The sequence below is a fragment of the Saccharothrix sp. ST-888 genome (assembly GCF_000955975.1).
In the GTDB taxonomy this organism is placed as follows: domain Bacteria; phylum Actinomycetota; class Actinomycetes; order Streptomycetales; family Streptomycetaceae; genus Kitasatospora.
Map to the genome: position 1 here is coordinate 1 of NZ_JYJF01000087.1, position 19,388 is coordinate 19,388.

The window sequence follows — 19,388 nt, forward strand, 5'->3', positions numbered from 1 at the left end:
TGCGGCAGATCTGGGCCCTGTGGGAACACGAGCAGCGGATCTCCGTGGTGACCTTCCTCGGCAACCGTGTTGCCGAGGCCCTGGCCGAGCGCCTGGCCGATGACGTCATCCCGTACGTCAGCCTCATCTCCACCACGGCCGGCCACCTCGCCTCGCGCGTCGCCACCGACCCGGGCGTGCTGCAGGTCATCGACCCCGATCCCCGGCACCGGCTCACCTACGGCTCCAAAGGGCGGCACCTCGCCCCGCACGACGCCGCCCTGATCGGCAGGCTCCTGTGAGCGTCAAGCCCGAGCACACCCCCCGGCCCGGCGTCACCTGGCAGACCCAGATCACCACGGCCGAACGCATCGTCCCCGACGAGTTCGACGCCGAGAGCACACCCCAGCCCAACCGCACCACCCGACGCGCACAGAAACGAGCGGCTCGCAAGAACCGCCGCTGATCGGAGACCCCATGCCCGAACACACCCGCACGACCATCCAGCTGCACCCCGACACCGTCGACCACCGCGCCGTCATCGACTACTGCGACGAGATACGCACCGTTCCGGTCGTCGGCTGGGCCGTCGTGCTGACCGTCCCCAACGACGGCACGCTGCCCCAGCTGACGGTCGAACCGGTCGTTGACGACGACGACTTCGGCCCCATCGCGATCGGAGACCTGATCGAGGAGGGCGGCGCGGCCGAGCTGGTGGAGATCCAGTGAGCACGATCGAGGAGGAGGTGATCTCCTACATCGCCAGCACGGGCGACCTCGCGGCCGTCACCGAGGCCGGCATCACTCCCGAGCACTTCCTTGACGGCGACAATCGCTCGGTCTTCAAGAACATCCTCTCCTTCAAGGCCGATTTCGGTGAGGCTCCGACCGCCGAGGTCATTCTCCGCGATCACCCCAACTACCGTTTCACTCAGGACAGTTCAGGCCCCGTCGAGTACCTGGTCCGGGAGCTGCATGACGAGCGGCTGCGCTTGCTCGTCGAACTCGGGCTCGGGGCGGCCGTGGACGCCCTGGAGGAGGGCGGTGTCCGCGCTGCCCTTGATGTCCTGCGTGTCATGCAGACCCAGGCCGTCCTCGCCGCCCCGGCCGCGCGTGAGATCGACTACGCCCGCACCGGTGCTCAGCGCCTGGAGATCTACCGCAGCGCCCGGGACAACCCCGGCGCGATCCTCGGGATACCGAGCGGATTCCGGTGGCTGGACAAGGTGACTCTCGGCCTGCAACGGCAGCAGATGATCGTGCTGACCGGCCTGGCCAAGTCCTCGAAGACAACGGTGATGCTGGGCATGGTTCGCGCCGCCTGGGAGCACGGCGCCAAACCGCTCGTCCTCAGCTTCGAGATGCCGTACTTGGAGATCGCCCGCCGGATCGACGGATTCATGATCCCCATCAACCCCAAGCAGCTGCAGACCGGCGAGGTGTCCGACGTCGAATGGCGCCGGGTCGAACGGGCCCTTCTCCAAGAGCACCGGGACACCTCGCTGATCTTCACCGAGGACCGCGCTGGAGCCATGACCATCTCCGGCATCCAGGCCAAGATCGACAGCATTCAGCCGGACATCGTCTTCGTTGACGGCGCCTACTTCCTGACCGACGAGGTCACCCGCGAGACGCAGACCCCGCTCGCCCTGACCAATATCTCCCGGGGGCTGAAGCGCCTCGCGCTCACCAACGACCTCCCCTTGGTGGTCACCACCCAGAGCCTGCCACACAAGTTGGGGCGTAACGGGCTCGGCCCGCAGTCCCTCGGGTACACCTCGGCGTGGATCCAGGACGCTGACGCGGTGATCGGCATGGAGGCCACCGAGGAGGAGGACGCGTCCGAGTACCGGATGAAGCTCCTGCTCTCCCGCAACGCCCCGCCGCAGGAGCAGCTGATCTCGATCTTCTGGGATCCGCCCCGGTTCGAGGAGGCCCCCGAGGAGGTCATGCGTGACCTCCCTTACTGACACCCCACCCCCGGACGGCCAGTCGAAAGTTTGCCGGATCTGCCGCGAAGCCAAACCGCTGTCAGCGTTCTACCGAAAGCTCCGTGAGCCCGACGGCTTGGAGACTCGATGCGCGGAGTGCGTCGCGGCCTACATGCGCGACTACTGGGCCAAGAACCCAGAAAAGCGCAAGGGGCTGGAGCGTAACTACGAGCCCAGGAGACGTGAGCTTTACGCGGAAAACCAGGACTCGCGCAGAGCGCGAGGCAGAGAAAGGTACTGGGCGGACGTCGAGAAGTCCCGGGCGGACGCGCGCCGCCGATACCACGCTCGGCGCAACCGGGAGGCTGGCCGTGAATAGCGGCGGCTGGGACCTCCTGGCGGCCTACTCCAACCCGGTGCCGGCCGACGTGCCCCAGGCTCTGCAGCGGCTCGGCGTCGAGCCGCTGCGCGAGACCGCCGACGAGGTCAATGCCCGCTGCCCGATGCACCTGGCGCTGACCGGCAAAGCCGACCGCAACCCCTCGTTCTGGGTCAACACCCGCACCGGCCGGTACATCTGCTTCTCGTGCCGGTACAGCGGGGTGTTCGTCCAGCTCGTGGCCGACGTGCTCGACACCGACCGCGAGAGCGCCGTGCGGTGGATCGCCAAGCAGGGCCTCTACCGCCTGCACGCGGATGAGGAGGACCAGGCCCCCGCCAGACCAGACGTCAGCGTTACCGAGGCGTCCCTGGCCCTGTTCAGCCACCCGCCGCCGCAGGCCCTGGCCGAACGGAAACTGACCGCTGACGCGTGCGCGGCGTATGGCGTCCTGTGGGACCCGGCGGCCGAGCACTGGATCATCCCGATCCGCCATCCGGAGACTGGAGTTCTGCTCGGGTGGCAGGAGAAGGGGTACCGCTACTTCCGCAACTACCCGGACGGTGTCGTCAAATCGGCCACCCTCTTCGGCTACCACACGCCCTACGGGGACTTCAGCATCCTCCTGGAGTCCCCGCTGGACGCCGTCCGCCTCGCCTCCCTCGGCATCCCCGGGGCGGTCGCCGCCTACGGCGCCTACGTCTCCGCCGCACAGATGCAGCTGCTACGCCGGCGTAGCGGCGTCCTCGTCCTCGCGCTCGACAACGACGTCACCGGGCTGCGGAGCCGGGATTCGCTCTACCGGACCTGGCGCCCGCGTGGACTCCGCATGAAGTACGCCAACTACCAGGGGATTTCGGCGAAGGACGTCGGTGAGATGACTGACTCCGACGCGCGCCGGGCCATCGAGACGGCGTACCTCCCCATCCGACGCAAAGGACGGATCTGAATGTTCACCGGCTCCCTCTACCCCTACCAAGAGCAGGCCGTCACGGACATCATCACCAGACGGAAGCTCCTCGTCGCCTACTCCATGGGCACCGGCAAGACGGTCCTGACCATCGCCGCCCTGGAGGAACTGCTCGGCATCGGCAACATCAACAACTGCCTCCTCGTCGTCCCCGCCTCGCTGAAGTGGCAGTGGGCGCAGTCGATTTCCAGGTTCACCGACATCGAAAGCCGGACCCTGTCCCTGCGTGGCACCGGGATCACCGTGCCGATCGAGGAGATGTGCATGGTCCTCGACGGCACCGCAGCCGCGCGAGCCCGCCAGTGGGAGTACGTCAACCTGGCCAACCCCGACTACGTGATCATGTCCTACGCCGGGCTCCGCACCGACTGGGAACACCTGCTGGCGCGCAGGTTCGATGCGATCGTTCTCGACGAGGCCACCGCCATCAAGAATTTCGGCGCCCAGGTCACGAAGCTGGCCAAGCGGCTTCAGCCGGGCGTGCGGATCGCCCTCACCGGTACCCCGGTTGAGAACGGCCGTCCCGAGGAGATCTTTTCGATCATGGAGTGGGTTGACCGGGATGTCCTCGGGCGCTGGGACCTTTTCGACAAGAGCTACATCAGCCGCAACGCGTGGGGCGCCGCCACCGCCTATAAGAACCTGAAGCTACTCAACTCGCGCCTCAAGAAGGCGATGATCCGCAGATCCCGGCTCGACCCCGAGGTGGCGCGGTACCTGCCGGAGGTCATGGAGACCACCCGTACCGTGACGCTGGACGCGGCCACACGCCGCTTCTACCGGCTCATCATGGACGACCTCAGCGAGGCCCTGGAGGAAGCGGCCGAGGCCGGCACAGCGATCGACCTCGCTGCCTACTACGCCGGCACCCTCAGCGAGGAGGACAAGCGGGCCCAGGGCAAAGTCATGGCCCGCCTCCTGGCCGCCCGGATGCTCATATGCCACCCCGGCCTGCTGATGGACAGCGCCGAGGCGTACCACGACGCAAATGGCGAAGGGTCAAGGTACATCGCCGAGTTCATCGCTCCTCTCTGGGACTACCCCAACCTCACCGCCACGCCGAAGCTGGACCTGCTGGAGCGCCTGGTCGCCGAGATGCTCGCCGAGGACGGCGTCAAAATCGCGATCTTCACGTCCTACCGTCGGATGCTGCCCTACATCGGCGAGCGCCTGGACCGGTTCGGCCCCCAGGTGCGTTTCCACGGGGAGATGGACTCCACCCAGAAGGCTGCCGCCAAGGCGAAGTTCGCCAGCGATCCCGAGACGCGCCTCTTCGTGTCCACCAACGCAGGCGGGTACGGGCTCGACCTACCCGAGGCCCAATTCCTGATCAACTACGACCTGCCCGACGGCAAGGGCATCCTCGACCAGCGCAACACCCGCCACGTGCGCGCCAGTTCCACGCACTCCCGCGTCTACGTGGTCAACATCGTCGTGGAGGACTCCGTCGAGGAGCGCCAGCAGGCCACCCTCACCCTGCGGGGACGCGTCTCCGAAGCCATCGTGGACGGGCGCGGCGAAGAGAACCTCACCAACGACGTCGAATCTCTCACCAAGCACCTGGGCCGCATTTCCTGACTCACCCCGACGGCCCTATTCGTGATTTTTCCGAATTCATAGGCTTGTCCCACTCGGACATCGAGTATCTCCCGCACCAACTCACTACTCCGAAAGGAGTACACCCATGACTGAAACCGACTCGGACGACAGGGCGGAACTCCCTTTCGACCCGATCCTCCCCTCAGTTCGCAGATGGGCGATGCTCAAGCGCGAGACAGAGAGGATCGGGGCCGAGCGCGACAAGCTCCGCGACACGATCGCACGCGCGGTCATCGAGCGCGGATACCGCGATCACAAAGGCTCCCAGTACCTCGATCTCCCCATGGAGATCGAAGGGCTTACCCGCATCAAGCGCGAGCGTCGCGTCACGGTCACCGCAGATTCCTCCGTAGCCGAGGAGATCACCCGGAGCAAGGGCGAGGAGATATACCGGCGCGCCTTCCCGCCGGTTCCGACCCTCGATACCGAGGAGCTCTACGTCCTCCTCCAGGAAGGCGTCCTCACGGAATCCGACATGGACACCATATTCGTCCAGCGGGAGAGCTTCGCTTTCAAGGGGGTCTCGTGACCCGGCCCGCGTTGGAGCGCTCGCGCCTCTACTGGGAACGCATTCACGCCGTCAAGCGCGCCAGCGACCTGACCTGGAACCAGATGGCCGCCTCCGTCGGCCACGACCCTGCCAGCGGAAAGCCGTGGATAACCGGGGACCGGCTGGCGCGCAGCGCCCGGCGCGGCGGGGACCTCCCGCACCCCGTCGTTGTGCGACTCGCCGCCGCGTTCAGTCTGTCCGCATCCGCCCTCTACACCTTCATTCCCGAGCCCCCGCTCAGCGGCACCAGCGCCGGCTTCACCCTCTTCACTTACTGCGAGCGACGCGATCCCGAGCTCGGCGACGAGATCTTCCGGCTCATCGCCGGTGCATTCCCCGAGGCCGTGCGCCGCATCGTCCCCGATTGGGACGAGGAGGCCGCGTGATCTTCCCTCAGCGCCGCCCCTACGACACCTACCCGGGTACCTCCCGTCCCCTGGATACGCCGACGCCGTACCTCCCCCAGGCCGGCCGCGCCCACTGGGACGAGGACCCGATCTACAAGCGCCAGGGCGGCCATTTCCGCGAATTCTTCGGCATCGGCCACCTGTCCGCCGCGATCCAGCGATCCCCGAAAACCATCTATAAGTGGGAGCGCGCGAGTCTCTTCCCTAGCGCCACCTTCATTTACAACGGCGGTAGCAAGCACGGACAGAGAAGGCTCTACACCCGCATTCAGATCGAAGGCGTCATCCGCATCGCGCAAGAGGAGGGGATCCTCAACGGCAATCGGCGGTACATCGCCAGCACGCTTTTCCCTGCCAGGTGTGCCGAGCTTTTCCGCACTACCCGAAATGTTCTTCCAGAGCCCATCCAGGATTGGAACCTGCATGTCTGAGCAGCGCACGTTCGGCCGCCGTCGTGGCATTCCCTCCGCACCCGCGCAGGAAGCACCCAAGGCTCCGACGGAGTCCGATTCCGGAACCGGCGGATGGGGCAGCATGGACAAGCTCGCCAGCCAGGCGAGCGGGGACCTTTACCTCAAGATCTCGGAAGACCCCACTGTCATCAAGGTCATAGACGCCGACCCCTTTGATAATTACGTCGCGCACTGGGTCGAAGAAATCAAGGAGGGCAGCAAGTCGGTCCGCTGCTGGGGGAACGACGACTGCCCGCTGTGCGGAATCGGCGACAAACCGAAGAAGTTCAGTGCGTGCTTCAACGTCGTCTCGTGCGAAGACCCGGACAACCCGGAGCTGCGGGTCTGGGAGGCGGGAGTCAAGATCGCCCGCCAGCTCAAGGACATCGCGCTCGACGACCGGCGTGGCCCACTCAACCGCGATGACCTGTACTTCACCATCTCCAAGTCCCAGAAGGCGAAAGCAGTTGAGTACCACCTGGAGCGCATCAGGGCGCGGGACCTGGAGGAGGAGACCGGTGTCCGTCCGCTCAGCGCCGACGAGATCGCCGAGTTCACCGCCGACCGGCGCACCGAGCCCGTCAAGGAGCTGCTCGACAGCGGTGAGATGTCCCAGCTCGTGAAGATGCTGCTGGACGACTGAGAGTCCTCCTGCTCCCCTGCCGGCCCGTGACTGCCCCGGGCCGGCAGGGGCCCAACGTCGGCCCGAGGAGGACCTCATGCATCCCCCACAGCTCGTCCTGACCCGGGACGACCTCCACGAGGTCGTCGACTATTTCTCCGCCCGCGACGAGTTCGCCTTCGACGTGGAGACCTCAGGCCGTGACCGTGGCGTCGCGGCCGTCAACAACGTCACCTGGATGTCCCTGGCCACCCACGGTGCCGCAACCGTCATCCCGCTCGGCCACCCCAACGGGTACGAGCTCCTACGCAAAGCCAGCTGGCGGAAGAACAAGGCCACCGGCGAGCGCGAAAACCTACCAGCCCAATTTAGTGACCCACCAACGCAGTTGAGGCCAAGCCAGGTCTTCGAAGCGTTGCGGCCGCTCTTCTTCAGCAACCGCACAAAGATCGCCCACAACGCCACCTTCGACCTGCTGTCGATCGCCAAGTACTACGGCGGCTACCCGCCCCCGCCATACGGGGACACCATCGTCGCGGCGTGGCTGCTCAACGAGAACCGACCCCTCGGACTCAAACCTTTGACGAAGGCCCGGTACGGCCTGGACTACGACCACGAGAACGTCGGCAAATGCGTGGAGGCGCACCCGTTCGGGACCGTCGCCAACTACGCGTGGCTGGACGCGAAATCGACCTGGCTCCTGTGGCGCCACATGCGCCCCCAGATCGACGCGGACGGCCTGGCGCCGATCTGGGGCCTGGAGATGGACGTCCTGGACTGCCTGCTCCACACGCAGGCCCCCGGAACGCCGGTCGACATCGCCGCACTGAATTCCCTTCGCGACGATCTGCGCCGTGAACTGGTGGGCCGTGAAGCAGGTGTCTACCGCGCAGCCGGCAAGGTCTTCAACCTCGGCAGCACGCCGCAGAAGCAGGCGTTGCTGTACGGTCCGCCGCCGGAAGGTCAGGGGCTGCAGCCGAGGAGGTTCACCAAGACCGGCGCGCCGTCCACTGATGCGGATGCGCTCGGTTTCCACAAAGGCAATCCGCTGGTGGATGAGATCCTCGGCTATCAGGAGCTCGCGACGATCCTCCACACCTATGTGGAGGGCTACCTGGGCGACAACGAGGGGCGCCCCAGCCAGGTCTTCGACGGGCGGATCTACCCTTCCTTCGCCCAATACGGCACCGTCACAGGCAGATTCTCGTGCAGATCGCCGAATGTACAGAACTGGCCCAGGCCGGACACCGTGTGGGGCAAACGGATCCGCGACCTGGTCGAGCCGTCGCCCGGGTCCCGGCTGCTGGTCGCGGACTACGCGCAGATCGAGCTGCGGATCCTCGCCCACTTCGCCGGGCCCGGACGGCTCTGGCAGGGGTTCTGGGACGGGATGGACGCCCATGTGGCCACCGCCGCAGCGGTGTTCGGAGTCCCGCCCGAAGAGGTCACCAAGGCTATGCGGCAAGTGGCCAAGGGCCTCGCGTTTGCGATCATCTATGGGGCAGGTCCGGGCAAGTTGGCCGACATGGCGGGGATCTCTGTCGCCAAGGCGCGAGGGTTCATGCGGACCCACGAGCGCGAGTTCCCTGAGGTCTACCGGTACAAGGACGAGATCCTGCGTACCGTGCGCGGCCGACGTCCGCAGCCCTACCTGCACACCCTGCTCAAGCGCCGGCGGCGCCTGCCCGACCTCCTCTCCCCGGTCGCCGCTCTCCGCTCCCGGGCAGAGCGACAGGTCGTCAACTCACACATCCAGGGCACCAACGCGGACATGACGAAGCTCGCGATGGTCAGGTTCAACAAGACGCGGCTCCCCGGAATGCAGCTGCTGCTGACCGTGCACGACGAACTCGCGGTCCTGTGCCCCACCGAAATCGCCGAAGAGGGCGCGAAGGTGCTTCACGAGGCCATGGCAGGCGAAGACATGCAGCTCCTCGGAGTACCGGTTCTCACCGAAGTCAAGATCTGCGAACGATGGTCGGAGGCAAAATAGTGACTAGCCAGGATCCGTATCCTGACGACATGGACGCCGAATTCCCTAGCGCGGCCTACGCCATGGCGTTCCGGGGCATGCTCCGCGATGTCGTCGCCTGTCATGAGTTCGCCACCGTCTGCCAGCACCTCGACATCGTCCCGCCGAGCGAGGACGTAGACGCGTACGAGCACTGGGACTCGCACGCGCGGGTCGACGCCGTCCGCCCCGTCCTCAGCGAGATCATGGCGACGTCGGATCTCGCGGCCGACGTGGTACACGCGATCTCCACCGGCTCCCGGACCGACGAAGGTCAGCTCCCCGACATCACCGCCCTCGCCCGCGCCTGCGTCACCGGCACCATCATCCGCCTGGTCGCACAAGGAACGCTCCAGGTCACGCCATGACCACCCGACCGAATGTGGAGATCCGATGAGCAACTTCTGGGCCGACAGGCTCGCCGGCCGCCCCGCAGCCTCAGCCTCGCCCACCCCCGCCCAGATCAGCCCCTGGCGGGTGCAGCCGACCTATGCGCCGGCGCCAGAGCCCGCCCCAGGTCCGGCACCGGTGCCACGCGAGGCGCCCAGGCAGGTTGCCGCCGCAGCCCCCGGGCCGATGCGCGCAGATGTTCAGTGCCCGAACTGCGGTGGCGCGAACTACGGGAAGCCGACGCCCAACACGGCGGCTCGCTGCATGGACTGCAACTACCCGATTCTGCATTCCACGTCGGGCGCCGTCATTCCGAACCGGCACAACACTCCGGCTAGGTCTTCACTCAGGCAGGCGCAAGGATCCGGGAGTGTCACGGAAATCATCGGGTACATTTAAAAGACCACTCCAGCGGCCTATACTTTCATATTTTTGTGATTCATAGAGTTGTGCCCCTCGGATCGAGAGAGGGGCACAACTCGTGCTGAGCGACGACGCGCGCGCACTTATGGCGAGAATCAATAAGAAGTGCGGCGACGGGACTCTTGTCGTCGCCTCTCAGATTCCCCCGCTTCCCCGTTTCACATCCGGCTCCTTGAGCCTGGATGTAATGCTCGGAGGGGGGTGGCCTGGCAACCAGTGGTCCGAGATCATCGGAACCGAGTCGAGCGGCAAGACGACCATTGCACACAAGACGATAGCCGCCAACCAGACGGCCGACCCCGAGTTCACGACGCTCTGGATCGCGGCCGAGGGCTACGACCAGGAGTGGGCGGAAGAGCTCGGGGTCGACACGAGCCGCGTTCTCGTCCATTCGACGAACAGCATGGAAGAGGCGTACACAGCCATGCTGGATGCCGCCGAATCCAGGGCCGTCGATGCGATCGTTCTGGACTCCTATCCCGCGCTGATCGCCAATGACGAGAACGCTAAGGAAATGGACGAGCACACCATCAGTGCCGGCGCCCGCGTGACGGGGAAGTTCTTTCGCAAGTCCGGTGCCGTCACGAAGCGGAGCCTGGCGGCGGAGGAGCGACCGCTTCTCGGAATCGTCATCAACCAGTGGCGGGACAAGATCGGCGGATTCTCGCCCAATGGGATCACACCCAAGACGAGCCCTGGCGGAAACGCCAAGAACTACGCCTACTACGTGCGGCTGGAAGTCGCCCGGACGGAATGGATCGACGAAAAGCGTCCAGGCAAGGGAATCGCCCGATGCGGGCAGGTTATCAAGCTGAAGACCATCAAGAATAAGGCCGCAGCTCCTCAGCAGGTCGCCTCGATCCGATTCTTCTTCGCCGACTCGCCCTCTGGGTTCAAGAAGGGCGCCTACGACAGCGCGGCCGAGACCGTGGCCATGGGCGTCCTATACGGCGTGATCACCAAAGCCGGCTCCTGGTACTCCTTCGGCGAGCAGCGGTGGCACGGTGAGGCTTCGATGGCGGAGACCATCACCGAGGACACCGACCTGCGCGCCCAGATCGACGTCGAAGTCCACGCCGCCATCGCCAAGGCCGCCGCCTGATGGACGAGCGGATCCGCGCCTCACGGCGCCAGGAGACCAACCTCGCGCGGGCCGTCGGAGGGCGACGCACGAGCGGCTCAGGAAACGGGTGGGCCGTCAAAAACGACGTGCGGAACGAGAAATGGTCCATCGAGTGCAAGACCACCTCGAAGCAGTCGTACTCGCTGACGCACAAGGCGCTCGTCGCGGCCGAGAAGAACGCGCTCCTGGACTTTCGGACCATGGCTTTCGCCGTCGAGATGTGCGGCCGGACCTGGGTCGTCCTGTCCTACGAAACCTTCGCCTCCCTCATCGAGGAGCACTGACATGGCGGTCCGCGCCCAAGTCGTCACACCGGACTGGTCGGAGAAGCACCCCCGGGGACCGGCCAAGTGCCGAGGGGTGCCCCCCGAACTCTTCTTCCGTGATGAGCCAGCCGCCCTCGCCATCTGCAACGGCACCTCGGACGGCTACGTCTGCCCCCGCCGGCTCGAATGCCTGCGGAACTCGATGCACAACCGGGAGGCGTACGGGATCTGGGGCGGCATGCGCCCCGCCGACCGCCTTCTCATGCGACTGAAGCACCCGGGTGCACCCGAGAGGTGGACCTGGCAATCGGAACAGCTGGCAGCAGACGAAGATGATCAGGGGGAGGATCCGTGGCGCGAGGCAGCGTGAAGCCGGGACCGGGACTGGCCGCATACCTGGAGGCCGCCAAGTCCACCGAAGTCATCTACGGGGACATCCAGAAGCACGTCCTGCGAAAGGCGGCGCTCCCCGACGGGCGGCGCCAGGATGTTCTCCACCCGTCCGAGATGGTCAAGAGCGACTGGTGTCACCGGGCCGCCTACTACAAACTCACCGACCCCAAGCCCAAGCCCCCCACCACGTTCGTGCGCGAGAACATCTTCCGGGAGGGCCACAGCACTCACGCGAAGTGGCAGAAGTGGCTCCAGGAGATGGGCAGGCTGGCGGGCGACTGGCATTGCCGCGCCTGCGGTCAGGAGTTCTGGGACGACGAGACGCCCCAGCAGTGCCAGCTGTGCTCCGCGCCCGCGCGCGCCATCGACTACGCCGAAGTCGAGCTCAACGCGCCGGCATTGACGATCGGCGGGAGCACCGATGGTTTCTGCCCCGAGGACGGCTCCCTGATCGAGATCAAGACTCTCGGGATCGGCAGCCTCAGGTTCGAGGATCCGAAGTTCCTAGCCAAGTTCGAGCTGGAGGTGGGCGCCCGGGGCACCGTCTACGACCTGGCCCGCCTCTGGCGCGACTTCCGCCGCCCGCTCCCCCAGGCCCTGCGCCAGGGCCAGCTCTACCTCTACCTCGCCCGGCACTTCGAGGATCTGCACGTCGACCGCATCACTTACATCTACGAATTCAAGCCGACCCAGGAGAGCAAGGCGTTCACCGTCCTGTACGACGAGAAGATCAGCGAGGGTGTCATCGAGGGCGCCCAGATCGTCACCGACGCACTCGAAGCAGAGCGCCCGCCCCGCTGCAACATCGACCCCGTCAGCGGCTGCAAGAACTGCCGCAGCTGGGAGACGGCGTGAGCACCTGGGAGACACTCAGCGCATGGGGTTTCACTCCGGAAGCCCGCCCGGTCGACCAGATCCCGGACATCCCCGAGGACATCACGGACCTGACGGACCACCGGCTGATGGAGCTCTTCGGCCAGTACACCGCCTGGACCGCCTACGCGGCCCACCGCAAAGCCGGTGCCGAACGAGCTCAGCGCAGTGCCGAGCAACATCTGAGGTACGTCACGGCGCTGGCGTCCACACGCGCCGTCGGGGAGAGGACCGTGGCCGGCCGGAAGGCCGCTGCGCTTGCCGACCCTGAGGTCCAGGCGGCGGAGACGGAGGTGGCGGACGCAGCCGATATGGCCGAGGCTATGGCGATCGTCTACGAGAACACCCGGCTCAAGACGCAGCTCATCTCCCGCGAGCTCTCCCGCCGCATCGCCCAGGAGCCGCACGAGAACCGCAGCGCGAAGTGGGGGGTCTGATGGAGTGCTACGTCGGCATCGACCAGTCGTACAGCGCCTACGCGATCGTGTACTGGACCGGCGCCCCCGGTGTGGCCCATCAGGAGATCCTGCAGGACTTCTCCCCCGCCCGTGCCGACAAGGGGGCCCGCCGGCTGCGATTCATCCACAAGGCCCTGCTCGCCACCTTCGCGGAGCTGGCGGAGACCTACGACGTGCGCCGCGTCGTCATGGAGGGCTACGCGCCCGGATCCAAGTTCAACCGGGAGACCCTCGGCGAGCTCGGAGCAGTCACCAAGCTCGCCGTGACCGAGGTCTTCGGTTTCGACGGGCGCCTGCAGATCGCCGCCCCGACGGCCGTGAAGAAGTTCGTCACCGGGGCCGGGACCGCCAGTAAGGACGTCATGCTGCTCTCGGTCTACAAGAAGTGGGGGGTGGAATTCGCGTCTCACGACCTCGCGGATGCCTACGGCCTCATGCGAATCGGGCACGCACTGGAGAACGGGGCGCAGCTGTCCTACGAGCAGGAAGTTCTGGCCGCCGTAAGGAAGGGCAAGAATACCGCCCTGTAAATCACGAGATCGTACGCTCTGTGCACATCATCACAGGGAGCGTACTCGTGGAGAATCAGGAATCAGAGAAGGTTTTCCGGGTGAAGTCGACGACGACTCCCCCTGAGCTCGGGAGCGCCATCGCCCACGCCATCAACAGCGGCCACCAGGTCGTGCTGCGGTGCGTGGGCGCCGGCGCAGTCAACCAGGCCGTCAAGGCGGTTCCGATCGCACAGAGCTTCGTCTCGTCGTACGGAACCGATCTCATCCAGCGGATCTCGTTCTTCCATGGCTACACGCGCGAGGGCGACAAGAGCAGCGAGCTCATGGGGATTTCCATCCGCGTCCTGGCGAATAACTAGCACCGTAAATCCCCGCCTACACTGCTCCCGGGCTCGCTCATTCCTCTACTTGGACTCGTATCGGATTGACAACACGGCACGAGTCCTACAGGGCAAGTAGAGGAGTGAGCGTGACCAATCATTGGACTCCCTCGAACAGGGGTAAGAGCGATCCGCTGCGCGCCGTCCCCGGCACGGGTTCAGGTGCCGGTCAGGAGACCAGCCACGCCCAGGTCGTGCGGCCGGAGCTGGGCAAGAGCGCACCCCGCAAGCGCTCCGGCGGCGCCGACCCTGCCATCAAGGACCAGGCGCACCGCCACCAGGTACCGCTCGGCTCCGACCGGTACGGTCCGGCCGGCCGCGTCCAGGTACGGCGTGCCTACGCCGACCCGGCCAGTGGCGGCAAGAGCCTGCGGCGCATGCCGTCCGCGTTCGGCCCCCAGGACCAGTTCCGGGGCGGCGTCACGGACGGGCACGGCTGATGGCCGGCGGCAACGCGAACGTCTCCTACAACCCGCCCTACCAGGTGCCGGTGGCCGGGGCGGTGACGCGGTCGGGCGGTGGTGGCGGTCTGCTCCTTACCGGGGCCCGGGACATCCTGGATGCCCGGCGACTCATGGAGACCGGTCATGTTCCCTCGGCCGCCTACCCGGACGGGTACCTGGGCACGATCGGCGCCGGCTCCCGGCGCGAGGACCGGCTCCTGAACTCGGTTGCGAACCGCGCCACGCAGCGCAGCTACCAGCGGGGCGTCCACAAGGGCGAGCGGATCGACCCGGCGGACTACTACTGGACACCCGAGGTAAACCCGGCCGCTGCGCTCATCGCCCAGGCTGAGGGCCGTAAGTGGACGCAGAAGGGTTCGATGATCGGTGCTCCGCTGGTGAATGACGGCAAGTCGCAGACGTTGGTGGCGACGCAGGCTCGGTTCGCCGATGCCCAGCGTGTCTACACCCAGGAGAGCACCCCTCCGTTCACCGGTTACAACGAGCAGCGGCGGGCTCAGCTCATGCGGTTCAAGCCGAGTTGGACGTGAGATGGACGAGCAGAACTCCGTGTACGCGCCCAGGCCCTGGTCGACCAGCCAGGAGCAGCAGGTCACCAACTACCTCAAGGACTGGGTCGAGATGCCGACGGACGCGGTCCGGAGGATTGCGCCGCCGATCCCGAACATCGGCCGAACCCCGCCGCGTTTCGGCTACCGGCAGCACGTGCTCGGGATCCAGGACATCGCCCGGCTGGACGAGGTCTACCCGGGCTCGCGCGTGGACTACAGCCAACGCCAGTCGGGCTATTCCGCAACCAGCACCCCGGCTCTGGGAGGTTTCTGATGCCGAAGAAGACGCGGGCGACGGACCGTCGCGGCCACGGGGTCGGCGACAACGTGGGCACGGCGATCTCCGCGAAGCCGAACCTGCAGGACCGGCGCAAGGCCGGCGCATACGGGCCTCCGACGCCGACTGCAGGGGGTGCCGGCTCTGAGTTCGCGGCCGGGGTCGCTGCGGGCCGGCCTCAGGGGGCCGGAGCGACGCTTGGGCAGGCCAAGTCACGCGCGATGAGCGCGCCTCGAAAGATCGGAGTCAGCGGTGGCTGAAAAGAAGAAGGACGCGAAGCGCACGGCCAAGGGCAAGCCGCTGTGGGCCGACAAGAAGGACGACAAGGCGAAGCCGGACAAGAAGGGCGGCAAGCGGTGACCTACGCCCCGCAGAGATCACTTCGCGACAACCTCAACGCCGGCCTCACCGACGGCAGTTGGCGCAAGGGCGTCACCGGTCGCGGCGGCGTGGTCGAGCCGACCACCCCCCGCATCCGCGACCAGCTCGCGGACACCTGGTACGGCGTCCACGAGGCGCCAGTGAAGATCGACCCGTTCGGCCGCCCGGTCACCACCCCGGACACGCACACCGGCGGTCCGGTGACGTACCCCGGAGGGTGATCATGCTGCATCCGTTCAGGACCGATGAGGCCAGGGAGAACATCATCGGCCTGGGCCTGGCCGTCACGGCACTCGGCAACTCGCTCTATGAGCAGTCGCGGCCGGGGTTCGGATTCTCCGGTTCAGAGGCCGACGTCCTGCTCTCCGCCTGGATCGTCCTCGGCTACGTCGCCGCCGTCCTGGCGCTGACGTCCGTGCTCTCCCACCGCAACCCGGCCGGCTACCGCACGGTCGGCTGCTATTTCGTCACCTACGCGGGCCTTTCGGCCTTCGCGGGTGGCGCGCCCATGTTGGCGAGCCTCGGGAGCAGCATGCTCTACCTGGGCGCGGCGTTCATCGGGTTCGGGGCGTGGTTCGTCTCCCGGGAGCGGGAGTGAATGGCCTGTCGCTCGGTCCCGATGTGGTGTCCCTCCTGGTCGGCGCTCTCAGTGTGGTGATCACCCGACTGCTGGATACCTACTTGCCGGGCAAGGCGGAGCCCGCATGCCCGCCCGGGAAGTGCTGGGTGCTCCTCAACTCCACGCTCCCGTCGCCACATTCCCCCACCGATCCGCCGACGCCGGAGGAACCGAAGTGACGAACTGGAACCTTGAGACCAACGAGGACCTGACCTCCGAGCCGGGGACGGCCGCCGGGCTTACCACCGCACCCCCGCTCACCCCGGCCCAGCGCATCGCCGCGAGGCCCGCGAACTACGGCAAGCCCTTCGTGCCGCCGACGCCGCAGTGGTACACCAACAGTGCCGGCACCCCGATTCCCGGCGGCCAGGTCACGCCTACGACCATCCAGCTGTTCTGGCACTCGAACGTCGGCCAGATCGCGGCCAGCGCCAACAACAAGGGCTCACGCGGTCTCGACGGCATCGGTATCGGCGCCCACAACCTCTACATCAACGGCGCCACGAGCCCGTCTCTGACCATCCGGGGCCCAAAGCTGACCACGGTCCTCACCGGGTACTGGTCGGCGGCGACACCCCCCGTATGGACGCCCTTGGCCCCGAACACCGCCTATACCGTCGTGGTGGAGGCGTGCGACACCACACTGGTCGCCAGCGGCAACAAGTCCGCTGCCCTCTCCGTCACCACGCCGGCAACCAGCACCACCAGCCAGCAGGTCACCCTGCCGCCCGAGCCGGCGGGCGGCGTCGCCCTGGCCGCCCCGCTGCCGGTCCTCACCTCAAATGCCGGAGGGGTGATCCAGCTCAGCTGGGTCCGCTCACCCCACGCCACCAGCTACGAGATCTGGGACAACAACACCGCCGGCACCACCCTCAAGCAGGATCCCGCGAACCTCGGGCTGTACCTCGGAGACACCCGCGTGGTCGCCTCCGTCCCCCAGCCCGCGCTGCCCGCGACCACCGTGACTGCGTCCACCCCCGCCTACACGGTGCCGCGCACGCCGGTTCGTCTCCGGGTCCGCGCGGTGCGCACCGACGGCAACGGAACCGCGTACAGCTCCTGGTCGCCTACGGTCTACGCCACCATCCCGGCCGCCCTGAACGCCCCGGCCACAGCGTCGGCCCCCACCCTCAACGGCACCGTGAGCGCTGGCCTGGTGAAGCTCAACCTCACCGCGCCGACCGTCTCGACGAGCAACGGGGCCCCGGAGTGGTACGCGGTCTACGACGGAACCAAGCGCGTCGCCTACCTCACCGCCCCGCTCGGGGCCGCCCCGCAGGTCACCCTCCAGTACGGCCTCAGCCAGGCGTACTCGTTCACCGTCGTCTGCGGCAACTCCCAGGGCGTGGCCCCCGCGAGCGCCGCCCTGACCGGCACTACGCCGGCCACCTGACAGACGCGACCGCTTACGGTTATCCAATGAAATTCCGCCGAACCTACGGTGGCTGACGCTCCATAAGCACTGAGAATGCAGAGGCAGCGTTGGCCACCATTCGGATCCTGATATGCCAGGATTGCCAGACCACTGAGACGCTCCCCCCGTACGAGGGCGACCCGCGTAACGACACGGCCCTGGAGTACGCCACCTCCAAGCACGCGTACCCCAATGGCGACCGGCATTTCGGCCGCCTTTACGGTCCCGTCGAAGCCGGCGTGTGGGACAACCGCGAAGCCCGGGAAGAGATCCTCAAGCAGCTCTGGCAGCGCGAGGGCCACACCGGCATGGAGCCGTGGGTCTACCAGGCAGTCGACACGCTCAAGGCGGACGCCATGCAGTGCTGGCGCTCCCGCCAGCGCCCGGAGACCTGCTCCGATTTCCACTCCTCGAAGAAGTTGCTCGTCCCGCCAACCGCGCGCGACCGCAAGAGCGAGGGCCTGGCCAAGTGGGACAGGGCCAATCCCGGGGCCCAGCGTTACCTGTGCGACTACTGCCCGATCCGGTCGGTCGCCGAGCAGCAGGTCCGCCGGCAGCAGGGCCTGTACAAGTGAGTGGCCGACACGGCGTCCCCAGGCGGCCGGCGCGACCCGCGCCGACGCCCTCGCGCGGCCATGGCTGGCAGGCCCGCTTCTTCGCGAAGATCGACAAGGGCAGCGAGTTCGACGCGTGCTGGCTGTGGCGGGGCGCGATCGACCAGGACGGGTACGGAAAGTTCCGGCTGCCCGACAAGGCCGTTGTGGGTGCCCACATCATCTCGTGGGAGCTCGCCACCGGTAACGCGGTACCCCCGGGCTGGCACGTCGACCATCTCTGCCGAATTCGGCGCTGCTGCAACCCTGATCATCTTGAGGCCGTGGAGCAGTCCCAGAACACCTTGCGCGGAGAGTCATTCGCCGCCAAGAACGCCGTAAAGACCCACTGCCCACGGGGGCATGAATACACGCCAGAAAATACCCGCTGGCACCATAACTCACGCGAATGCATCACCTGCATTCGCCAGCGCGATCGGGAGCGGCGTCAAGCACGGCGCGACGAAGAGGCGTGGAACCAGACTCGGTCCGATATCCAGAATTGAGTTGGAGTCACAAATGACGCACGAGCACCAGGAAGAGCAACCCAGCACCGTGGAGACGGCCTTCCTCGTCTTCAAGCGCGGCAGCGAGTGGGAAGCAACCCCTCACTATCAGATGCCCCTCGACGTCCAGCGCTCCGCCACCGTCGCCGACATGCACCACGGCGCGTGCGAGGTCGTCTCCGACATCAAGGCCAGCAAGATCGCCGCAATGACGGCCCAGCTCGTCATCCAGCAGCAGATGCAGCTCGCCGCAGCCGCCCGCGAGCACGCCGCCAACGACGCCGTCCGCACCAAGCTCCTGCTCCCCAAGTAAGCGCATCGAGGGCCCCTCCCAACCAGTGCAAGTGGACCGGGAGGGGCCCTCGCGTACACCGTACCCGACCGCTTGGAGACGCTCGTGCTGACGGCCGTCCTGGTCCTCGAAGGCATCGTGCGCGTGGCCGGCAGTGAGGCCCCGCTGGAAACTGGCGTCGCCCTCTACCAGGCCCTCGCCCACAACTCCCGGCTCTACGTCCTCAGCAACGAGTGGACCGAGGACGAGATGGACCTGTGGATGCGCCGTCGCGGCCTCACCGGACACCTCACCTACCTCCACGCCCCGATCCCCGGCCCGGCCGGACGGCTGGACGCCCTGCGCCGCATCCGCAGCTGGCGCATCTCCTTGGTGGTCGAGCCCGACCCCGCCTGCGCCGCAGCCGAGATCGCCGATGGCTGGAGCACTCTCCTCCACACTCACGCCGCCTACTCGCGCCCCGAATGGCGGCCCGACTACCAGGGCTCACCCCGCCCCTGGGACGCGCTCACCGACGAGATCGAACACCAGCAGGCGCTCCGCCTGTCCGACCGCCGCCTCACCGACGAGTAG

Annotated in this window: 29 protein-coding genes; all 29 read left to right on the forward strand. The window is 66.8% G+C overall.

The window, feature by feature from the left end:
• A partial coding sequence (locus tag UK12_RS41585; protein ID WP_045305158.1) for a hypothetical protein occupies positions 1–281 on the forward strand: 281 nt, incomplete at its 5' end.
• Positions 278–445 carry a hypothetical protein gene (locus UK12_RS41590; protein WP_197085127.1) on the forward strand — a complete coding sequence of 56 codons (168 nt, stop codon included), beginning with the start codon at positions 278–280 and terminating at the stop codon, positions 443–445. The genes UK12_RS41585 and UK12_RS41590, both read left to right, overlap by 4 nt.
• 11 nt (positions 446–456) lie before the next feature.
• Positions 457–708 carry a hypothetical protein gene (locus UK12_RS23800; protein WP_045305159.1) on the forward strand — a complete coding sequence of 84 codons (252 nt, stop codon included), beginning with the start codon at positions 457–459 and terminating at the stop codon, positions 706–708.
• Complete coding sequence (locus UK12_RS23805) at positions 705–1,949, forward strand: DnaB-like helicase C-terminal domain-containing protein (RefSeq protein WP_045305160.1); 1,245 nt, start codon at positions 705–707, stop codon at positions 1,947–1,949. The genes UK12_RS23800 and UK12_RS23805 overlap by 4 nt, the downstream gene beginning before the upstream one ends.
• 332 nt (positions 1,950–2,281) lie before the next feature.
• Positions 2,282–3,238 carry a toprim domain-containing protein gene (locus UK12_RS23810; RefSeq protein WP_045305161.1) on the forward strand — a complete coding sequence of 319 codons (957 nt, stop codon included), beginning with the start codon at positions 2,282–2,284 and terminating at the stop codon, positions 3,236–3,238.
• The gene (locus tag UK12_RS23815) at positions 3,239–4,837 is read left to right on the forward strand and encodes a DEAD/DEAH box helicase (RefSeq protein ID WP_045305162.1); all 1,599 of its coding nucleotides are present in this window, start codon (positions 3,239–3,241) and stop codon (positions 4,835–4,837) included. It abuts the gene before it with no gap.
• Positions 4,838–4,943: 106 nt separating this feature from the next.
• The gene (locus UK12_RS23820) at positions 4,944–5,387 is read left to right on the forward strand and encodes a hypothetical protein (RefSeq protein ID WP_045305163.1); all 444 of its coding nucleotides are present in this window, start codon (positions 4,944–4,946) and stop codon (positions 5,385–5,387) included.
• On the forward strand, positions 5,384–5,794 hold the full coding sequence (locus tag UK12_RS23825; protein WP_045305164.1) for a hypothetical protein: 411 nt from the start codon (positions 5,384–5,386) through the stop codon (positions 5,792–5,794). The genes UK12_RS23820 and UK12_RS23825 overlap by 4 nt, the downstream gene beginning before the upstream one ends.
• Complete coding sequence (locus tag UK12_RS23830; protein ID WP_045305165.1) at positions 5,791–6,246, forward strand: hypothetical protein; 456 nt, start codon at positions 5,791–5,793, stop codon at positions 6,244–6,246. The genes UK12_RS23825 and UK12_RS23830 overlap by 4 nt, the downstream gene beginning before the upstream one ends.
• A complete protein-coding gene (locus UK12_RS23835) occupies positions 6,239–6,910 on the forward strand; it encodes a hypothetical protein (RefSeq protein ID WP_156178885.1) in 672 nt (223 codons plus the stop codon). The genes UK12_RS23830 and UK12_RS23835 overlap by 8 nt, the downstream gene beginning before the upstream one ends.
• 76 nt (positions 6,911–6,986) lie before the next feature.
• Positions 6,987–8,882, forward strand: a complete 1,896-nt coding sequence (locus UK12_RS36845) for a DNA polymerase (RefSeq protein ID WP_052682111.1) — start codon at positions 6,987–6,989, stop codon at positions 8,880–8,882.
• A 29-nt stretch (positions 8,883–8,911) separates the two neighbouring features.
• Positions 8,912–9,268 carry a hypothetical protein gene (locus UK12_RS23845; RefSeq protein WP_156178886.1) on the forward strand — a complete coding sequence of 119 codons (357 nt, stop codon included), beginning with the start codon at positions 8,912–8,914 and terminating at the stop codon, positions 9,266–9,268.
• A 503-nt stretch (positions 9,269–9,771) separates the two neighbouring features.
• Positions 9,772–10,815, forward strand: coding sequence for a hypothetical protein (locus tag UK12_RS23850; RefSeq protein ID WP_082119890.1), 1,044 nt, complete (start codon positions 9,772–9,774; stop codon positions 10,813–10,815).
• The gene (locus tag UK12_RS39945; protein ID WP_045305169.1) at positions 10,815–11,120 is read left to right on the forward strand and encodes a hypothetical protein; all 306 of its coding nucleotides are present in this window, start codon (positions 10,815–10,817) and stop codon (positions 11,118–11,120) included. The genes UK12_RS23850 and UK12_RS39945 overlap by 1 nt, the downstream gene beginning before the upstream one ends.
• Position 11,121: 1 nt before the next feature.
• Positions 11,122–11,472 carry a WhiB family transcriptional regulator gene (locus tag UK12_RS36855; RefSeq protein ID WP_052682113.1) on the forward strand — a complete coding sequence of 117 codons (351 nt, stop codon included), beginning with the start codon at positions 11,122–11,124 and terminating at the stop codon, positions 11,470–11,472.
• Positions 11,454–12,350, forward strand: coding sequence for a hypothetical protein (locus tag UK12_RS23865; RefSeq protein ID WP_156178887.1), 897 nt, complete (start codon positions 11,454–11,456; stop codon positions 12,348–12,350). The genes UK12_RS36855 and UK12_RS23865 overlap by 19 nt, the downstream gene beginning before the upstream one ends.
• Complete coding sequence (locus UK12_RS23870; RefSeq protein WP_045305171.1) at positions 12,347–12,805, forward strand: hypothetical protein; 459 nt, start codon at positions 12,347–12,349, stop codon at positions 12,803–12,805. The genes UK12_RS23865 and UK12_RS23870 overlap by 4 nt, the downstream gene beginning before the upstream one ends.
• Positions 12,805–13,356 carry a hypothetical protein gene (locus UK12_RS39950; protein ID WP_156178888.1) on the forward strand — a complete coding sequence of 184 codons (552 nt, stop codon included), beginning with the start codon at positions 12,805–12,807 and terminating at the stop codon, positions 13,354–13,356. Before UK12_RS23870 ends, UK12_RS39950 begins: the two co-directional genes overlap by 1 nt.
• A gap of 47 nt (positions 13,357–13,403) precedes the next feature.
• On the forward strand, positions 13,404–13,697 hold the full coding sequence (locus tag UK12_RS39955) for a stage V sporulation protein S (protein WP_045305172.1): 294 nt from the start codon (positions 13,404–13,406) through the stop codon (positions 13,695–13,697).
• Positions 13,698–13,807: 110 nt separating this feature from the next.
• Positions 13,808–14,158 (forward strand): hypothetical protein, encoded by a 351-nt coding sequence (locus tag UK12_RS23885; RefSeq protein WP_156178889.1) that lies wholly within the window; start codon positions 13,808–13,810, stop codon positions 14,156–14,158.
• Positions 14,158–14,712 carry a hypothetical protein gene (locus UK12_RS23890; RefSeq protein WP_045305174.1) on the forward strand — a complete coding sequence of 185 codons (555 nt, stop codon included), beginning with the start codon at positions 14,158–14,160 and terminating at the stop codon, positions 14,710–14,712. The genes UK12_RS23885 and UK12_RS23890 overlap by 1 nt, the downstream gene beginning before the upstream one ends.
• A gap of 1 nt (position 14,713) precedes the next feature.
• Positions 14,714–15,007, forward strand: a complete 294-nt coding sequence (locus tag UK12_RS23895) for a hypothetical protein (RefSeq protein ID WP_045305175.1) — start codon at positions 14,714–14,716, stop codon at positions 15,005–15,007.
• A gap of 359 nt (positions 15,008–15,366) precedes the next feature.
• Positions 15,367–15,612 carry a hypothetical protein gene (locus tag UK12_RS23900; protein ID WP_045305176.1) on the forward strand — a complete coding sequence of 82 codons (246 nt, stop codon included), beginning with the start codon at positions 15,367–15,369 and terminating at the stop codon, positions 15,610–15,612.
• A 2-nt stretch (positions 15,613–15,614) separates the two neighbouring features.
• The gene (locus UK12_RS23905; RefSeq protein WP_045305177.1) at positions 15,615–15,989 is read left to right on the forward strand and encodes a hypothetical protein; all 375 of its coding nucleotides are present in this window, start codon (positions 15,615–15,617) and stop codon (positions 15,987–15,989) included.
• 196 nt (positions 15,990–16,185) lie between these two features.
• Positions 16,186–17,403 carry a hypothetical protein gene (locus UK12_RS23910; RefSeq protein ID WP_045305178.1) on the forward strand — a complete coding sequence of 406 codons (1,218 nt, stop codon included), beginning with the start codon at positions 16,186–16,188 and terminating at the stop codon, positions 17,401–17,403.
• A gap of 89 nt (positions 17,404–17,492) precedes the next feature.
• Entirely contained in the window at positions 17,493–17,999 is a 507-nt protein-coding gene (locus UK12_RS41595) for a hypothetical protein (RefSeq protein ID WP_045305179.1), read from the forward strand.
• Positions 17,996–18,523, forward strand: a complete 528-nt coding sequence (locus UK12_RS41600) for an HNH endonuclease signature motif containing protein (protein ID WP_082119892.1) — start codon at positions 17,996–17,998, stop codon at positions 18,521–18,523. Before UK12_RS41595 ends, UK12_RS41600 begins: the two co-directional genes overlap by 4 nt.
• 13 nt (positions 18,524–18,536) lie before the next feature.
• Positions 18,537–18,836, forward strand: a complete 300-nt coding sequence (locus tag UK12_RS23925) for a hypothetical protein (RefSeq protein ID WP_045305180.1) — start codon at positions 18,537–18,539, stop codon at positions 18,834–18,836.
• A 72-nt stretch (positions 18,837–18,908) separates the two neighbouring features.
• On the forward strand, positions 18,909–19,388 hold the full coding sequence (locus UK12_RS23930; RefSeq protein ID WP_045305181.1) for a hypothetical protein: 480 nt from the start codon (positions 18,909–18,911) through the stop codon (positions 19,386–19,388).

What these genes read in the sequence shown, in the direction of transcription:
- UK12_RS23800 (WP_045305159.1), top strand. Translation starts at nt 457, where the DNA reads ATGCCCGAACACACCCGCACGACCATCCAGCTGCACCCCGACACCGTC.
- UK12_RS23815 (WP_045305162.1), top strand. Translation starts at nt 3,239, where the DNA reads ATGTTCACCGGCTCCCTCTACCCCTACCAAGAGCAGGCCGTCACGGAC.
- UK12_RS23820 (WP_045305163.1), top strand. Translation starts at nt 4,944, where the DNA reads ATGACTGAAACCGACTCGGACGACAGGGCGGAACTCCCTTTCGACCCG.
- UK12_RS23835 (WP_156178885.1), top strand. Translation starts at nt 6,239, where the DNA reads ATGTCTGAGCAGCGCACGTTCGGCCGCCGTCGTGGCATTCCCTCCGCA.
- UK12_RS36845 (WP_052682111.1), top strand. Translation starts at nt 6,987, where the DNA reads ATGCATCCCCCACAGCTCGTCCTGACCCGGGACGACCTCCACGAGGTC.
- UK12_RS23845 (WP_156178886.1), top strand. Translation starts at nt 8,912, where the DNA reads ATGGACGCCGAATTCCCTAGCGCGGCCTACGCCATGGCGTTCCGGGGC.
- UK12_RS39945 (WP_045305169.1), top strand. Translation starts at nt 10,815, where the DNA reads ATGGACGAGCGGATCCGCGCCTCACGGCGCCAGGAGACCAACCTCGCG.
- UK12_RS36855 (WP_052682113.1), top strand. Translation starts at nt 11,122, where the DNA reads ATGGCGGTCCGCGCCCAAGTCGTCACACCGGACTGGTCGGAGAAGCAC.
- UK12_RS39950 (WP_156178888.1), top strand. Translation starts at nt 12,805, where the DNA reads ATGGAGTGCTACGTCGGCATCGACCAGTCGTACAGCGCCTACGCGATC.
- UK12_RS23890 (WP_045305174.1), top strand. Translation starts at nt 14,158, where the DNA reads ATGGCCGGCGGCAACGCGAACGTCTCCTACAACCCGCCCTACCAGGTG.
- UK12_RS23895 (WP_045305175.1), top strand. Translation starts at nt 14,714, where the DNA reads ATGGACGAGCAGAACTCCGTGTACGCGCCCAGGCCCTGGTCGACCAGC.
- UK12_RS23905 (WP_045305177.1), top strand. Translation starts at nt 15,615, where the DNA reads ATGCTGCATCCGTTCAGGACCGATGAGGCCAGGGAGAACATCATCGGC.
- UK12_RS23925 (WP_045305180.1), top strand. Translation starts at nt 18,537, where the DNA reads ATGACGCACGAGCACCAGGAAGAGCAACCCAGCACCGTGGAGACGGCC.